Genomic DNA, 15,009 nt, shown 5'->3' on the forward strand with positions numbered 1-15,009 from the left:
GCCGCCGTTGCAGTCGTAGATGTCGATCTTGGTGCCCGGGGCGGTCTGGTTGTTGTAGGCGTCCAGGCACTTGGTGCCGCCGTAGACGGTCAGCTGGCCGGCCGGGGTGTAGGTCCACTGCTGGTTGGCGCCGCCGTTGCAGTCCCAGATGTCGGGCTGGGTGCCGTTGGCCTGGCTCGCGAAGGGGACGTCCAGGCAGCGGCCGGAGCCCGCCCCGCGCAGCACGCCCGCGCTCGGCGTGGGCGGCTGGGTGCACGGTCCGGCGGCCGGGGCGCCCGCGACGTCGGAGGCCTTCAGGAAGGCCAGCCGGTGGTTGTAGCGGATCGGGTAGTAGGTGTCGCAACCGACCACCAGCGTGCGGTCGTTGGGCGCGCTGCCGTCGATGTTCTGGCCGTAGTAGAAGTCGGACTGCACCGGGGCCGCGCTCGCCGCGACGTAGGACTGCCCGGCCGGCACGGTGGCGTTCAGCGGGGTGACGGCCTGCGCGGTGATCGCGGGGTACGGGAGGTAGGCGGAGGCCTCGGGGTAGCTGCGCCCGTACACCGGGACGGAGGCGGCGCCGGACTTCGGGGTCAGCAGGGTCCGGCCGGGCCGGTTGTCGGCGGTCGCGCTCTGGCCGCCGGGGTTGTAGAACCAGGCCTTCTGGCCGTCGTACCAGATGGCCGTCCAGTCGCCGCTCAGGTCGGCGACGACGTAGGAGGCGCCGGTGACGGCCTTGTCGCTCCAGTCGGAGGCCCGGGTGGAACCGCCGTTGAGCAGCGGGGCGTTCGGGTCCGGGCTGGTGCGCAGGTAGACGAAGTTCTCCGGACGGTCGGCGGTGCCGCTCACCGGGGGCTGGTTGGTGGTGTCGAAGGCCGGGGTGATCGTGATCTCGCCGCCCACCGACGGCTGGCCGCCGATGCCCGCCTTGAGCGGGGCGCCGAGCAGGTCCATGTAGTGCGACCAGTCCCAGAACGTGCCCGGGTCCCAGTGCATCCCGGCGACGTTCGCCTGGACCGGGCCGGGGACGTCGTCGTGGCCGATGACGTGCTGACGGTCCAGCGGGACGCCGAACCGGTTCGCCAGGTAGCCGACCAGCGCGGCCGACGACTGGTAGAGCTGCTCCGAGTACCAGGTCGGGCGGTCGGTCGGGAAGGCGTAGCCCTCGTGCTCGACGCCGATGCTGTGCATGTTGACGGTCTTGTTGCCCGCGTGCCAGGCCACGTTGTTCGTGTTGACCAGCTGGGTGACGTGACCGTCGGAGGAGCGCACCATGTAGTGGGCGCTGGCCTGGTTGCTCGGGTTCTGGAACGCCGCGATCGAGCCGGCGAAGCCGCCCTCGGTGTCGTGGATGACGATGTACTGGATCCGGTCGCCGTCGTCCGGGCGGTTGGCCTTGGTGTAGTTGCCGTAGGACGTCGGGTCGCTCGGGTTGGTGAGCGCGTACGCGGCGGGCTGGAAGTCGCAGCCGAGGGAGGCCGGGCACTCGACGCTGCCGTCGGCGACCGCGGCGGTGGCAGCGGCAGGGGTGACCGTGGTGCCGGTGGCCGTGGTGTCGGCCGCCGGCGTGACGTACGCGGCGCGGGTCGCCGTGCGCGGGGCCGGTGCGGCGGAGCGGGCCGCCGTGGACGGGACGTTCAGGACCCGGATCGGCGCGAGGGTGAGGGTCTCGCCCTCGGCGGTCCGCCGGGAGACGCCCTTGCGCAGCGTGTCGAAGACCCGGTCGGCGAACGGGTTCGCCGCGCCCGCGTCCCCGGACCGGCTGAACCGGGCCACCGCCTGGTACCAGGCGCTCGGGTCCGCCGAGGCGGCCCGGCCGCTCTGCTCCAGGGACTCCCTCTGGTACTCGGCCAGCAGCGCCGCGCCGCCGCGGACGCTCTGCGCGGGGTCCCGCTTGAGGTCCTCCGCCGGGCGGTGGATCAGCGCCGCCGCCGCGTCGAGCGTGTGCAGCTCCGGGCCGTCCTCGACGGAGGGCGCGGTGGGCGTGCCGGAGACCGGCCGCGGCGGAGCGTCGTCGCCGCGGCCGTCGGCCGTGTCGGGCCCCGGACCGGCGGCCAGCGCCGCGCGGACCGCGGCGACGTCGACCTGGGTCAGGCCCATGACGTTGTAGTTGCCGGTCGTGCTCGGCGCGCCCTGGTGGGAGTCCCAGCGGGTCTCCTGGTAGGAGAGCGCGAGCAGCACGCCCTCCGGCACCTGGAACTCGGCGGCCGCGGCCCGGAACTGTTCCTGCAGCGAGCCCTGCGCGGGCGCGGCGGCGGCCGCCGGGGCGAACCCGAGGGCCGCGCCGGCCAGCACGGTGGCCACGGCGGCGCCGAGGGCGCGCCGACCGTGCGGGGCGAGCGGGCGCTGTGCCGCTCTCGGTATGGAAATCAACGGAGTCTGCCGACCTTACGCTCTGTCCGGTGGAGGTCCCGGGAGATTGTTCCGGGCCGCCGCGACGCTAGCATCCCGGGACCGGAAACCCGGTAGTCAACCCGGCCGACGGCGGCCAGGATGAGCAGGTATGACGCCCCTTCTGCTCATCGACGTCGACGGTCCCCTGAACCCCTACGCCGCCCCGGGGGAGCAGCGCCCGGACGGCTACGACACCCACCACGTCCTGCCCGACTCCTGGGTGGCGCGCCGCCGCCCGGCGCCGGGCGAGCGGGTCGAGCCGCTGCGGGTGTGGCTCAACCCGCTGCACGGGCCCGAGTTGCTGTCCCTGCCGTACGAGCTGGTGTGGGCGACCACCTGGATGGACGAGGCGAACACCTTCATAGGCCCCCGCATCGGCCTGCCCGAGCTCCCGTACATCCGGTGGACGGAGGTGTTCCGCGAGGACCCGGACGGTCTGCACTGGAAGACCCGGGACCTCGTCGCCTGGGCGGCCGGCCGCCCCTTCGTCTGGCTGGACGACGAACTCGGGCCGCAGGACATCGAGTGGATCGCCGCCCACCACCCGGGCCCGGCCCTGCCGCTCTGGGTCGACCCCCGGGCGGGACTCGGGGAACTGCACTTCGCGGCGCTCCGCGAGTGGGTGCAGGACGAGGAGCGTGCGCAGGACGAGGAGTCGGCGGAGGACGGGCAGTGAGCGGGGACGCCGGAGGTCTGGTCGTCGGGACGGTCGAGCGCGTGCGCCGCTACCCGGTGAAGTCGCTGCTGGGGGAGGAGCTGCCGCGCGCGGAGGTCACCGGGCGCGGCCTCGCCGGCGACCGGGCGCGCGCCCTGCTCGACGTCGGGACGGGCCGGATCGCCAGCGCCAAGCACCCGCGGCTCTGGGCCGACCTGCTGGGCTTCACCGCCCGGACCGCGGCGGACGGCACGGTGGCGATCACCGGCCCGGACGAGCGGGGCGTGGACGAGGAGGGGCTGTCCGAGGCGCTCGGCCGCAAGGTGACGCTGATCGCCGAACGCCCGCCCGGGGCGGCGGTCGAGCGGGCCGTGCCGGAGGAGGTGCTGGCCCGCGGGATCGACGTGGAGGTCGGCTTCACCGTCAACGAGCTGGGCCGGGCCGCACCGGACGGGACGTTCTTCGACTTCGCGCCGCTGCACCTCCTGACGACCTCGACGCTCGCCGCCGCCGGCGCGCAGGCCGAGCGCTACCGGCCGAACGCCGTGATCCGCACCGCCGGCACCGGCTACGTCGAGAACGACTGGGTGGGGCGGGAACTGCGCGTCGGACCGCTCCTGCGCCTGCGCGTCCTGGTGCCCACGCCGCGCTGCGCCGTACCGACGCTGCGCCACGGACCGCTGCCGCGCAGCGCGGACGCCCTGCGGGTGCTCGCCGCGGAGAACCGCCTGGTGCCGCTGGAGGGCATGCCCGAGCTGCCCTGCGCCGGCGTGTACGCGCAGGTGCTGGAGCCGGGGCCGATCGCGGTCGGGGACGTGGTCACGCTGCGCTGAGGCCGGGACCGGTCAGGTCTCGTCGAGCACGGCCGCCAGCGCGTCCAGGAAGCGTGCGGTGGTCGGCTCGTCCCGGACGGCGATCCGCAGCCACTCCTCGCCCAGCCCCGGGAAGGTGTCCCCGCGGCGAACGGCGAAGCCGCGCGCCCGAAGCCGCTCCCGGACGGCGGCCGCGCCCGGCAGCCGGACCAGGAGGAAGGAGGCGGCCGGTGCCCCGTGCACCCGGACGGACGGGAAACCGGCCAGCCCCTTGAGCAGGTTGGCGCGCCACAGGGCGAGCTCGGCGGCAGCCTCCTCCGCCTCGGCCAGCGCGGCCGGCGTGCTGCACGCCTCGGCGGCGGCCAGCGCCGGGGTGGAGACCGGCCACAGCGGCTGCGCGGCGCCGAGCTCCGCGATCAGCGGCGCGGGCCCGAGCACGTAGCCGATCCGCAGTCCGGCGAGGCCCCAGGTCTTGGTGAGGCTGCGCAGCACGACCACCCGGCCGGGCAGGTCGCGGGCGGCGGCGAGGGACTCGCGCTCGCCGGGCACGGTGTCCATGAAGGCCTCGTCCACCACCAGGGTGCGCCCGGGGCGGGCCAGGGCGGCGACGGCGTCGGCGGGGTGCAGGACGGAGGTCGGGTTGGTCGGGTTGCCGAGGACGACCAGGTCGGCCTCCTCTGGGACGGCGCCCGGGGTGAGCCGGAAGCCGTCCGAGGGCGACAGGAGCGAGCGGTGCACCGTGTGCCCGGCGTCGCGCAGGGCTGCCTCGGGCTCGGTGAACTGCGGGTGGACGACGGTAATGTGACGGGGAGTCAGGACGCGTGCGAGCAGGACGAAGGCCTCGGCGGCGCCCGAGGTGAGCAGCACCTCGTCCACCGGCCGCCCGTGCCGCGCGGCGACGGCCGCCCGCGCGGCCGTCTGGTCCGGATAGGCGGCGAGGTCGCCGAGCGTGGCGGCGAGGCGCTCGCGCAGCCAGGTCGGGGGCGTGCCGGTGCGGACGTTGACGGCGAGGTCGACCAGGCCGAGCCCGTCGGCGCGCACCTCGGCGTCGCCGTGGTGGCGGAGGTCGGGTTCGGCTGGGGTCACGCGGGGTCTCCTTCGCTTTCTTCCCGGTGTTCGAGGGGCAGGCCGGGGACGCGGAGGACGTCGTACGCGCCGGGCGGCACGCTCAGTCCGGCGCCGTCGCCGAGGGCCACGAGGGCGACGTCGTGGCCGTGCGAGGCCAGCGTGGTGGCGGCCCCGGCGCTGTCCTCCGGCGCGATCCTGCGCGTGGCCGGGCGCAGCAGTCCGGCGACGGCCGCGAGCGCGTCCGGCGGGCCGACGACTGCGGAGACGCGCCGCAGCGCCTCCAGCGCGCGCGGCACGAGCAGGTCGTGCGGTCCGGGGCCGAGGCCGACCAGCGTCAGCCGTCCGCGCAGCGCCGTCCGCGCGATCGCGATCGTCGCGTGCGCCGACTTCCGCTTGGCGACGACGAGTTCGCCGCCCGGCGCGCTCGCCAGCGCCGCCGCCTCGGCGACGCTCGCGGTGCCGACGGCGGTGGCGACGTCGGCGGACGGGTTCGGCACCGGGACGGCCGCGAGCGCGTCCGCCGGGTGCTCGTCCACCGGGGGGCGGCCGAGGCACCACCGGGCCCAGGTCACGGCGGGGTGCTCGCCCTTGCCGGCCACGGTGGCGATGCGCGCGACGGACTGGCGGGACAGGCCGGTCTCCCGCAGGACGTCCATGAGCAGCCGCATCACCTCGGTCTGCTCGGTGCCGCTGCCCGCGCCGACGCCGAGGACGAGGGTGCGGGGGAGGACGGCGAGGTCGCTGTCGGGGTCGTCCGGGTCCTCCGGGTCGGGGATCCGCAGGACCGGCTCCTCCGCGGGGGCCGCCGTGGCGGGGCCGTCGGGTCCCGCCACGGGCGCGGCCCGCCGGGTCAGCTCGGCGAGCGCGCTCTCGCGCTGGGACGGCGGGCCGGTGAGCACCGGCTGGACGCCGAGGACGGCCGCCACCTCCCAGGCCAGCTCGGTGGTGCCGGCGTCGCCGGTCAGCGGGATCACGTACCGGCGCCGGGGGTCCACGCAGAGCAGGCCCTTGCCCTCGGTACCGCGCGGGCCCGCGTACTCGGCCAGGCGGACGGCCCCGGGCAGGGGCGCGAAGCAGATCACGAACTCACACTCGTGCAGCGCCAGTCCGATCGCCTCGGGCAGGCCGAAGCAACTGCCGGTCGACGGCCGGTAGACCTTGCTGCTGTCCGGCCAGGCGGCGTGCAGTTCGGCGGCGAGCGGCCGGACCGACCCGTTGGCGGCGATCAGCCCGATCACGTCCAGCTCCTCGGCTCGCTCCTTGACCAGGGTTTGACCCGGCCTCGGGCCGACCCCGTCCGGCCCCGCCCGGACGGGCAAAAGCCCAGGTGATCCCACCACGCCCGGCCGGAACGGGTCAATCGCCGGCGGATGTGACGTGGGCTGCGGGGGCGGCAGTTGTTCGTCTGTTCTTCACCTGTCTTGTGCGGTACACGTCACCACGGCGATCCTACTGTTTTCGGCGCTCAACCCCCATCAAGCCCGAGGCACATCCGACGCACGGAGGACCCCCATGGCCTTCGCACGACTCCGCACGCCCGGCGCTCCCCGCCACCGCGCCCTGACCGCGCTCGCCGCGGCCCTCGGCCTCTCGGCCGGCTCGCTCGGCCTGTGGGCCGCCACCGGCGACGCCGCGGCCGACACCGCCGCCGCCCTCCCGACACCCGACCACATCGTGGTCGTCGTCATGGAGAACCACGCCTACTCGCAGGTGATCGGCAGCTCCAAGGCGCCCTACGTCAACAACACCCTGGTGGCCGGCGGCGCGACACTGACCCAGTCCTACGCGCTCACGCACCCCAGCCAGCCCAACTACTACATGCTGTTCTCGGGCAGCTCCCAGGACGTCGTCGACGACAGCTGTGTCGACGTCGGCACCATGCAGGCGCCCAACCTGGCCTCCGAACTGCTGGCCACCGGCCAGACGTTCGCCAGCTACAACGAGGGCATCCCCGCCGTCGGCGCCACCGACTGCCGCGTCGACAACTACGCCCAGAAGCACAACCCCTGGTTCGGCTTCGGCAACGTCCCGACCTCCACCGCCTACGGCATGGACGCCTTCCCGACCGACTTCACCACCCTGCCCAAGGTGTCGTTCGTCGTCCCGGACCTCTGCGACGACATGCACGACTGTTCGGTCGGCACCGGCGACTCCTGGATCCGGACCAACCTCGCCGCCTACGCGGACTGGGCCAGGAGCCACAACAGCCTCCTCGTCATGACCTTCGACGAGGACAACAAGCTCTCCGGCAACCGCATCCCCACCGTGGTCTACGGCGCGCACGTCGCCCCGGGCAGCACCACCTCCACCAGCTACAACCACTACGACGTGTTGCACACGCTGGAGGACCTCGCGGGCGTCAACGCGCACGCCGGCAACTCCGCGGGTGCGAACGACATCACCGGCATCTGGAACTGACGCCCGTGTACGTCGCGGAATCCCGCAGCTCGAAGGCCCCCGCCGCCCCGGCAACCACGCCGGGGCGGCGGGCCGCCGCCCTGCGCGCCGTGCCCGGGGCCGTCCTCGCCCTCGGCACCGTCAGCCTGGTCACCGACATCTCCTCCGAGATGGTCAGCGCCGTCCTCCCGCTCTACCTGCTGACCGGACTCGGCCTCTCGCCGCTCGGCTTCGGACTGCTGGACGGCATCCAGAACGGCTTCAGCGCGCTCGTCCGCCTCGCCGGCGGCCACCTCGCCGACCGGCGCGGCGCCGACGGCGCGGCCCGGCACAAGGCCGTCGCGGCCGTCGGCTACGGCCTGTCGGCGCTGTGCAAGCCGCTGCTGCTGTTCGCCCACACCGTGCCCCTGATCGGCGCCGTCATCGCAGTCGACCGCACCGGCAAGGGCCTGCGCACCGCCCCGCGCGACGCGATGATCTCGCTCGCCACCGACCCCGCCCACCGCGGCCGGGCGTTCGGCGTGCACCGCGCGATGGACACCGCGGGCGCGCTGCTCGGGCCGCTCAGCGCGTTCCTGGTGCTGCGCCTGGCCGGCGGCCCGATGCTCGCCGACGGCGGCGAACGGCACGGCTACGACGCGGTGTTCACCGTCAGCGCGTGCGTCGCGGTGTTCGGCGTGCTGGTTCTGCTGCTGTTTGTGCCGAACCGGCTCACCTGTGACGAGCCGTCGAGCGCCGCCCCCTCGCTGCGCGACGGCCTGCGGCTGCTGCGGCTACCGGGGCTGCGGCGGCTCACCGCGTGCGCCGTCCTGCTCGGACTCACCACCGTCAGCGACTCGTTCGTCTACCTTCTCGTGCAGCGCCGCCTCGGCCTGTCCATCAACCTGTTCCCGCTGCTGCCGCTCGGCACCGCCGCCGCCTTCCTCCTGCTCGCCGTTCCCCTGGGCCTGCTCGCCGACCGGATCGGCCGCCGCACCCTCTTCCTCGCGGGGCACGGGCTGTTGCTCCTCGCGTACGGCCTGCTGCTCTCGCCGCTGCGCGGACTGCCCGCGGTGATCTGCGTCCTCGTCCTGCACGGCTCCTTCTACGCCGCCACCGACGGCGTGCTCGCCGCCGCCGCGGCCGACGCCGTGCCCGCCGAGCAGCGCGGCGCCGGGCTCGCCCTCGTCGGCACCGGGCAGGCGCTCGCCCGGTTCGCCTGCTCGCTGCTGTTCGGCGCGCTGTGGAGCGCGATCGGCGGCTCCACCGCGCTCGCGTGGTCGGCGGGCGCGCTCGCCCTGTGCGTCGTCGGCGCGGCCGTCGTGCTCCGCGAACCCGCTCGTGAGGTGTCCTCGTGAACCAGCCGCTCCAGAACCAGCCCCTGCTCGACGAGCCCGTGACGGACCGGCCCGTCCACGGCCGGACCCTCGGGAACCGGGCCAGGGTGCTCATCCTGCTGGTCGCCGTCCTCCTGCTCGGATCGGTCGGCACCGGCGCCGTCCTCCACGCCTCCGACCGCACCGCCCGCCGCGACCGGACGCAGGCGGGCGGCCCGGCCGTCTCGTCCGGGACGGTGTCCCTCGCGGCCGCCCCCGGCGGCCGGCGACTGGTGTTCCGCAACATGGCCTGGGGCCCGCACCGCGACGAGCTCACCACCGTCCCCGCCGACCGCGCCGACGGCCCCCGCACCGCCTCCGGCGTCACGTGCCTGCGCTTCCACGCCGCCGGCGGCACCGGCATCTGCCTCCAGGCCGAGCACGGCGCCCTGGAGGACACCTACCGCGCCGTCGTCCTCGACGACCACCTCCAGGAGAAGCGCTCCTTCCCCGCCGCCGGCATCCCCACGCGCGCCCGCGTCTCGCCCTCCGGGCATTTCGCCGCCTGGACCGTCTTCGTCAGCGGCGACTCCTACGCCGGCACCGACTTCTCCACCCGCACCTCGATCGTCGACGTCCGCGACGGGAACCTCCGCGAGAACCTGGAGACCTTCGACGTCATCAAGGACGGACAGCCGTTCCGAGCCCACGACATCAACATCTGGGGCGTCACCTTCGCCGACGACGACACCTTCTACGCGACCCTCGCCTCCGGCGGCACCACCCACCTCGTCCGCGGCGACCTCGCCGCCCGCACCCTCACCACCCTCCACGACGACGTCGAGTGCCCCTCGCTCTCCCCGGACGGCACCCGCGTCGCCTACAAGAAGCGCGTGCCCGGCCTGCCCGCCGACTCGCCCTGGCGGCTCTACGTCCTCGACCTCGCCACCATGACCGAGACCGCCACCGCCGAGCAGCGCAACATCGACGACCAGGCCGTCTGGAGCGACACCGGCACCCTCCTCTACGCCCTCCCCGGCGACTACGGCGCCGACCTGTGGACCGTCCCGGCCGACGGCACCGGCGCCGCCCGGCGGGTCACCACGGCGGCGGTCGCCCCCGCGTACGTGGGGTGAGACCGCCGGACTGCCGGGTGGGCCGTGCGGGCCGGTCGTACGGCGGGTCGCGGGGGCGGGTCGTGCGGCCCGGTCGTGCCGGCCGAGGAACTCTCGGCCGCGGTCCCTCGTCGAGCACGGTGACGACTCGATCGAACGGGGGAGCGACAACGGTGGACGGCATCCCACCCGAGCGCGTGGTCACCGACTCCTGGCCCGCCCTGCACGGCCGGCCGGTGCTGCGCCGCACCGTCGCCGTGAGCCTCGTGCTGCTCGTGTCCGTCGCGGCGGCCCTGCTCGTCCGGGGCGTCAACACCCTCACCCTGGGCGGCGGCGGCCGGGAGACGGACCGCGACCGCGCCGAACGCCTGGCCGGCCTCCACCCCTCCCAGCACCCGGGCGCGGGCCGGGCCTTCGTACCCGTCGGCTCCGTCTACACCCACGCGCCCGACGGCATGGCCGTCGCGTACCTGCACTACCGCGTCGCCGGCGGCAAGGACGTCGGCCTCGCCGACTTCCTGCGCGCCTACGACCTCCCCGACCCGGGCCCCGCCGCACCGCTGCCGCCCGACCTCGCCACGGCCCTCGGCGGCAACGAACCCACGACGGCCCCGGAGCTCCCCGAGCCGTCCCCCTCGGCATCCGGGACCCCCGTGCCGTCCCCGGTGGTGACCACGGACGCGGCGCCCGCCGACGTCACCCCGGTGGGCCCGGCGCCCGCCGCCGACCCGGACGATGACGAGGACGACGACACCTCGCCGTCGCCCGCCCCGACCGCGACGGTGACGGTGACGGTGAGTCCCCCGGCCACCCCGACCGTTTCGGCCATCCCCATCCCCACGCCCACCCCCGCCACGACCGCCGGCCGCCGCATCTACGTCTCCACCATCCCCGGAGGCCTGCCCGGCGCCGCCGACATCTACGTCCGCGCCACCGGCTGACGCGGACTCCTCCCGCCCCGACGCCGCGCCCCCGCCGGCGAGTGGGCTCGGCAGCGGGGGCGATCGGCGTCAGCGGGCGGCGGTCGCCCGCTCGGGAGCCGGGGTGGGCGCGGGGGTCGGCGCCACCGGCTTCGGGGCACGGGCCGGGGACTGCCCGGCCACCAGGGCGCCCAGGGCGATCACCAGGCCCAGGACCTGCCACGGGGTGAGGGTCTGCCCGAGGACGACCAGGCCGCCCACCGTCGCGACGACGGGGTTGATCAGCCCGAGGAAGGACGCCGGGCCGGCGCCCAGGCGCTCGATCCCGCGGAACCAGAGGACATAGCCGATCGCCGTGCCGAACAGCCCGAGGTAGGCGAACCCGGCCAGGTTGGTGGCGCTCAGCGCGGGCGGCGCGCCCTCGACCACGGCCGCGAGCGGGACGAGGAAGACCGAGCCGGCCAGGAGCTGCCACGCGGTGAGGTCGAGCAGGGTCGCGCCCTCGGGGCGCCCCCACCGGCGGGTGAGGACCGTGCCCATCGCCATCAGCGCGATCCCCGCGACCATCGCCGCGATGCCGACGCCGTCCAGCCGCGCTCCGCTCTTGAGGACGAGGAGCGCGACGCCGCCGACCCCGGCCAGTCCGGCCAGGACCGTCCGCCGCCCGGGCCGGAGGCCGAGCACACCGACCGAGAACCCGGCGACCAGCAGCGGCTGGATCGCCCCGATGGTCGCCGCGACGCCGCCGGGCAGGCGGTAGGCGCCGACGAAGACCAGCGGGAAGAACAGCCCGATGTTGAGCATCCCGAGCACGGCCGCGCGCCCCCACCAGCGGCCCCTCGGCAGCCGGCGGCCCATGAGCAGCAGGAGCAGCCCCGCCGGGAGGGCGCGGACGACGGCGAGCAGCAGGGGGCGGCCCTCGGGCAGGAGCTGCGTGGTGACGAGGTAGGTCGTGCCCCACGCGGCCGGGGCGAGGGCGGCGGTGGCGGCGACCCCCAGGCGGTTCCGATCCATGACGTTCCCCTCAACGTTGACTATCTGAACGTTGAGATAAATAGTGCGCCGGAGATCTGCGAACGTCAAGTATGTGAAGGTTAAGATAAACCGGTAGGGACAGCGGACCAGGGAGGCGGAAGCCATGCGGGAGCAGGGGCAGGGTCAGGAGCGGCGGCGGGACACCGTGGACGACATCGTCGATCAGTGGGCCCGAGCCCGACCCGAGATCGACAGCGGCCCGATGGCCCTGATCGGCCGGCTGCGGCGCCTCAACGTCCGCGTCGACTCCGCCCTGCGCGAGTACTTCACCCGGCACGGCCTGGACACCTCGGAGTTCGACGTCCTCGCGACGCTCCGCCGGTCCGGCGAGCCGTACGAGCTGAACGCCCGCGCGCTGCTCAAGTCCGCGATGGTGACGTCGGGCGCGATCACCAACCGCGTCGACCGGCTGTCCGCGAAGGGCCTCGTCGAGCGGCACCCCTGTCCGAGCGACCGCCGGGCGGTGCTGGTCCGGCTCACCCCGGAGGGCAAGGACCTCGTCGACGCGCTGCTGCTCGGCCACGTCCGGAACGAGGAGCGCCTCCTCGCCCCCCTCGACCGGGCCGAGCGCACCCAGCTGGACGCGCTGCTGAAGAAGCTGCTCGTCGCCCACGGGGACGTCGAGCGGCTGTAGCCGGGACGGGCCTCCCGCGCCGCGGTGGTTCGCGTATCCAACCGATCCCCGGCCGCGTTAGACCCGGCACAACCGTGCCGGAGGAGAACGCCGATGAAGGACAGGACCCCCAGGGACATCGCCGTCGACGACCAGCTCCGGGCCGCCGGCGCCGAGGGCAGGGAGTGGCTCATCGCCGCCGGCTGGGGCCCGCCCGTGACGATCCCGATCCAGCAGGCGGCCCGCTGGCAGCAGGAGGCCCGCGCCCGGATGCTCGCGGCCGAGGCCGACGACACCTGGACCTTCTGCGAACACCTCTGCGCGGGCGGCCCCCAACCCGTCGTCGTCCACGCCGAGACCCCGGAACGGATGCTCTGCCGCGCCTGCTCCACCGCCGAACGCCCCACCCGCCCCTGCCTCGAATGCGGCCGCCCCGCCGCCTCCACCTCCCCCGCCGACGGCCGCGAGGACGTCTGCATGGGCCCCGTGGCGATCTACACCCGTCTCCGCTGCCCCACCTGCTACCTGGCCGACCCCGTCCACGGCACCTTCGCCGCCCGCCGCCCGTAGCGTGCCGCGGCGGAATCGGGCCCCCTATACTCCCTGTGCTCGATGAGGCGGGGGGAAGCATGATGATCGGTATCGGTTGGGCTCTGCTGGCCGTGCTCGGCGCGGTGCTGGTGATCCGACTGGCGACGCTTCCGGTGCTGGTGCGCGCTCAGACGGCGGCGCGCAGAAGGGCGTTGACGGCCCTCGGGGAGGACGCGGGCGCGGGTGCCCCGGGCGGCATCGGGGCGACGGTCGGCGAAGCGGCCGTGGTCGTGCTGACCGCGGTCGGGGCGGTCGTCATCGTCCCCACGCTCTCCCATTTCGGCGACAGGCTGTTCGCGAAGCCGTTCGACCCGGTCAATGCGCGCTACATCTCCTTCGAGTCGCACCTGGCCCTCCACATGGCCCGGACCTGGTACGTCACGGCCTTCGTCGTGTGCCTGGTGCTCTGGCTGGGGCTCTCCTACCTGACCCAGCGCAACGTGCTGGCCACCGGCATGCCCCGGCAGGCGTGGCGGTCCACGCCGACCCGGCTGCGGGTCCTCGCACTGCTCGTCCTGCGCGCGGTGCTCGCCGTGTTCGTCCTGCCGGTCATCCTGGTTCCGGCCGCGCTGGTCTTCCAGGTCGTCGCCCTGATCACGAGCCTGCGGCCCAAGACGGTCGGGCCCGGGGCGGCGCAGCAGCCGCCGCTCAGCCCGTACGCGGCCACCGTGCCGCCGCAGCAGGGGTACGTCCCCACCCAGCTCGCCCCGCCCGCCCCCGCGACGCCGCCCGCCCGGCCCACCCCGTCCCTCGGACAGCCACTCGGCTCGCACGAGCCCCGCGTCCTCGGCGGCTACCAGCTCCTCGGCCGGATCGGCTCCGGAGGCATGGGCACGGTGTACCTCGCCCAGCGGCAGGGCTCCGCGACGCAGGTCGCCCTCAAGACCATCAACCTCGAACTCCTCGACGACGGCGAGCTCCTGCGCCGCTTCCAGCGCGAGTCCGAGGTGCTGGCGATGGTCCCGGGCGCGTACACCGCCCGGGTGCTCGACTCGGGCGTGGACCAGGGCCGCCCGTACCTCGCCATGGAACTGCTGGACGGCCGCCCGCTCGACGTCCACCTGCGCGAGCAGGGGCCGATCCGCTCCGCCGAGGCGCTGCGCGCCCTGGCGCTCGCGCTGGCCGTGGCGCTGTCCGGGGTGCACCGGCTGGGACTGGTGCACCGGGACCTCAAGCCGGCGAACATCATGCTGACGACAGCCGGTCCGCGGCTGCTGGATTTCGGCATCGCGGCGATCGTGGACGGCACCCGGCTCACCATGACCGGCGGCGGGCCCGGCACCCTCACCTACATGGCGCCGGAGCAGTTCGGCGACGAGCGGGTCGGCACGGCCGCCGACGTGTGGGCGTGGGCGTGCTGCGTGGTGTGCGCGGCGCACGGCGCGAGCCCGTTCGCGGCGACCAGCACGGGCGCGGTGATCCGCCGGATCGTGGAGACCGGGCCGGACGCGGCCGCGGTGACGGCGGTCCGGGACCTCGACCCGGGGCTCGCCGCCGTCGTCACCCAAGCCCTGGCCATCGACCCGGCGCAGCGCCCGGCGGACGGGGCGGCCCTGCTGGCCGCGCTCGCGGCGGCCCGGCAGGCGGCCCCGGACCCGGCGGCCGTCCACGACCAGATCACCCGGGGCTGGCAGACCCTGGCGCTCTGACGGCTATGCCGCCGCCGTCACCACCGGCTCGTGCGAGACCGGGAAGTTGACCGAACTCGCGATGAAGCAGGCCCGGTGCGCGTCCGCGTGCAGCGCCAGCGCCTTCTCGACCATGCCCTCGGACGCGACCTCGATCCGCGGGTGCAGCACCGCCGCGGTGAAGTGCCCGCCCTCGGGCGTCTCGGCCATCGTGCCGACCGGGTTGTCGACGTACGAGGTCACGACGACGCCGTTGACGGCGCACAGGTGCAGGTACCAGAGCAGGTGGCACTGCGAGATCGACGCGAGGAGCAGCTGTTCGGGGTTCCAGCGGGCGGGGTCGCCGCGGAAGGCGGGGTCGGACGAGCCGGGGATGGTCGGCCGGCCGTCGGCGGCGACGTCGTGCTCGCGGCCGTAGGAGCGGTAGTCGCCGGTGCCGGTGCCCCGGTTGCCGGTCCAGGTGATCTCGGTGGTGTACGTGTGCAGCCTGGCCATGCCTGTGCCCTT

Annotated in this window: 14 protein-coding genes; 9 read left to right on the top strand and 5 right to left on the bottom strand. The window is 74.9% G+C overall.

Annotated elements, in window-relative coordinates; all coding sequences use genetic code 11:
- A partial coding sequence (locus tag PUR71_RS10180; protein ID WP_329926270.1) for an N-acetylmuramoyl-L-alanine amidase occupies positions 1-2,352 on the bottom strand: 2,352 nt, incomplete at its 3' end.
- 130 nt (positions 2,353-2,482) lie between these two features.
- Between PUR71_RS10180 and PUR71_RS10185 the strand changes: the two genes are divergently transcribed.
- Positions 2,483-3,049, top strand: a complete 567-nt coding sequence (locus PUR71_RS10185) for a hypothetical protein (RefSeq protein WP_329926272.1) — start codon at positions 2,483-2,485, stop codon at positions 3,047-3,049.
- Positions 3,046-3,861: an MOSC domain-containing protein gene (locus PUR71_RS10190; RefSeq protein ID WP_329926273.1), complete on the top strand. Its 816-nt coding sequence runs from the start codon at positions 3,046-3,048 to the stop codon at positions 3,859-3,861. Before PUR71_RS10185 ends, PUR71_RS10190 begins: the two co-directional genes overlap by 4 nt.
- A 12-nt stretch (positions 3,862-3,873) precedes the next feature.
- Here PUR71_RS10190 and cobC read toward each other — a convergent pair whose 3' ends face one another.
- Together cobC and PUR71_RS10200 are read right to left on the bottom strand one after the other, a co-directional pair.
- The gene (cobC, locus tag PUR71_RS10195) at positions 3,874-4,926 is read right to left on the bottom strand and encodes an Rv2231c family pyridoxal phosphate-dependent protein CobC (protein WP_329926274.1); all 1,053 of its coding nucleotides are present in this window, start codon (positions 4,924-4,926) and stop codon (positions 3,874-3,876) included.
- Complete coding sequence (locus PUR71_RS10200; protein ID WP_329926276.1) at positions 4,923-6,146, bottom strand: cobalamin biosynthesis protein; 1,224 nt, start codon at positions 6,144-6,146, stop codon at positions 4,923-4,925. The genes cobC and PUR71_RS10200 overlap by 4 nt, the downstream gene beginning before the upstream one ends.
- Positions 6,147-6,420: 274 nt before the next feature.
- On the opposite strand from PUR71_RS10200, the gene PUR71_RS10205 reads away from it, so the two are divergent.
- The 4 genes from PUR71_RS10205 to PUR71_RS10220 all read left to right on the top strand — a co-directional run bounded on the left by PUR71_RS10205 (position 6,421) and on the right by PUR71_RS10220 (position 10,656).
- Entirely contained in the window at positions 6,421-7,326 is a 906-nt protein-coding gene (locus PUR71_RS10205) for an alkaline phosphatase family protein (protein WP_329926278.1), read from the top strand.
- 5 nt (positions 7,327-7,331) lie between these two features.
- Positions 7,332-8,642, top strand: coding sequence for an MFS transporter (locus PUR71_RS10210; RefSeq protein WP_329926279.1), 1,311 nt, complete (start codon positions 7,332-7,334; stop codon positions 8,640-8,642).
- A gap of 38 nt (positions 8,643-8,680) precedes the next feature.
- Entirely contained in the window at positions 8,681-9,736 is a 1,056-nt protein-coding gene (locus PUR71_RS10215; protein WP_329926414.1) for a TolB family protein, read from the top strand.
- A gap of 152 nt (positions 9,737-9,888) precedes the next feature.
- A complete protein-coding gene (locus tag PUR71_RS10220) occupies positions 9,889-10,656 on the top strand; it encodes a hypothetical protein (protein ID WP_329926281.1) in 768 nt (255 codons plus the stop codon).
- A gap of 69 nt (positions 10,657-10,725) precedes the next feature.
- Here the strand turns inward: PUR71_RS10220 and PUR71_RS10225 are convergent, their stop codons facing one another.
- Positions 10,726-11,649, bottom strand: a complete 924-nt coding sequence (locus tag PUR71_RS10225; protein ID WP_329926283.1) for an EamA family transporter — start codon at positions 11,647-11,649, stop codon at positions 10,726-10,728.
- A 124-nt stretch (positions 11,650-11,773) separates the two neighbouring features.
- Here PUR71_RS10225 and PUR71_RS10230 point away from each other — a divergent pair, with 124 nt between their 5' ends.
- From PUR71_RS10230 to PUR71_RS10240, 3 genes are all read left to right on the top strand, one after another.
- On the top strand, positions 11,774-12,304 hold the full coding sequence (locus PUR71_RS10230) for a MarR family winged helix-turn-helix transcriptional regulator (RefSeq protein ID WP_329926285.1): 531 nt from the start codon (positions 11,774-11,776) through the stop codon (positions 12,302-12,304).
- Positions 12,305-12,397: 93 nt separating this feature from the next.
- A complete protein-coding gene (locus PUR71_RS10235) occupies positions 12,398-12,853 on the top strand; it encodes a hypothetical protein (RefSeq protein ID WP_329926287.1) in 456 nt (151 codons plus the stop codon).
- A 59-nt stretch (positions 12,854-12,912) separates the two neighbouring features.
- Positions 12,913-14,523, top strand: coding sequence for a serine/threonine-protein kinase (locus tag PUR71_RS10240; RefSeq protein WP_329926289.1), 1,611 nt, complete (start codon positions 12,913-12,915; stop codon positions 14,521-14,523).
- A 3-nt stretch (positions 14,524-14,526) separates the two neighbouring features.
- Here the strand turns inward: PUR71_RS10240 and PUR71_RS10245 are convergent, their stop codons facing one another.
- Entirely contained in the window at positions 14,527-14,997 is a 471-nt protein-coding gene (locus PUR71_RS10245) for an OsmC family protein (RefSeq protein WP_329926291.1), read from the bottom strand.
- Between the last annotated feature and the right edge of the window lie 12 nt (positions 14,998-15,009).

This window comes from Streptomyces sp. SP17BM10 (genome assembly GCF_036322405.1).
Classification (GTDB): Bacteria; Actinomycetota; Actinomycetes; order Streptomycetales; family Streptomycetaceae; genus Kitasatospora.

Coding starts and splice junctions, on each gene's coding strand:
- PUR71_RS10245 (WP_329926291.1), bottom strand. CDS start 14,997: ATGGCCAGGCTGCACACGTACACCACCGAGATCACCTGGACCGGCAAC.
- PUR71_RS10185 (WP_329926272.1), top strand. CDS start 2,483: ATGACGCCCCTTCTGCTCATCGACGTCGACGGTCCCCTGAACCCCTAC.
- PUR71_RS10225 (WP_329926283.1), bottom strand. CDS start 11,649: ATGGATCGGAACCGCCTGGGGGTCGCCGCCACCGCCGCCCTCGCCCCG.
- PUR71_RS10205 (WP_329926278.1), top strand. CDS start 6,421: ATGGCCTTCGCACGACTCCGCACGCCCGGCGCTCCCCGCCACCGCGCC.
- PUR71_RS10230 (WP_329926285.1), top strand. CDS start 11,774: ATGCGGGAGCAGGGGCAGGGTCAGGAGCGGCGGCGGGACACCGTGGAC.
- PUR71_RS10240 (WP_329926289.1), top strand. CDS start 12,913: ATGATGATCGGTATCGGTTGGGCTCTGCTGGCCGTGCTCGGCGCGGTG.
- PUR71_RS10235 (WP_329926287.1), top strand. CDS start 12,398: ATGAAGGACAGGACCCCCAGGGACATCGCCGTCGACGACCAGCTCCGG.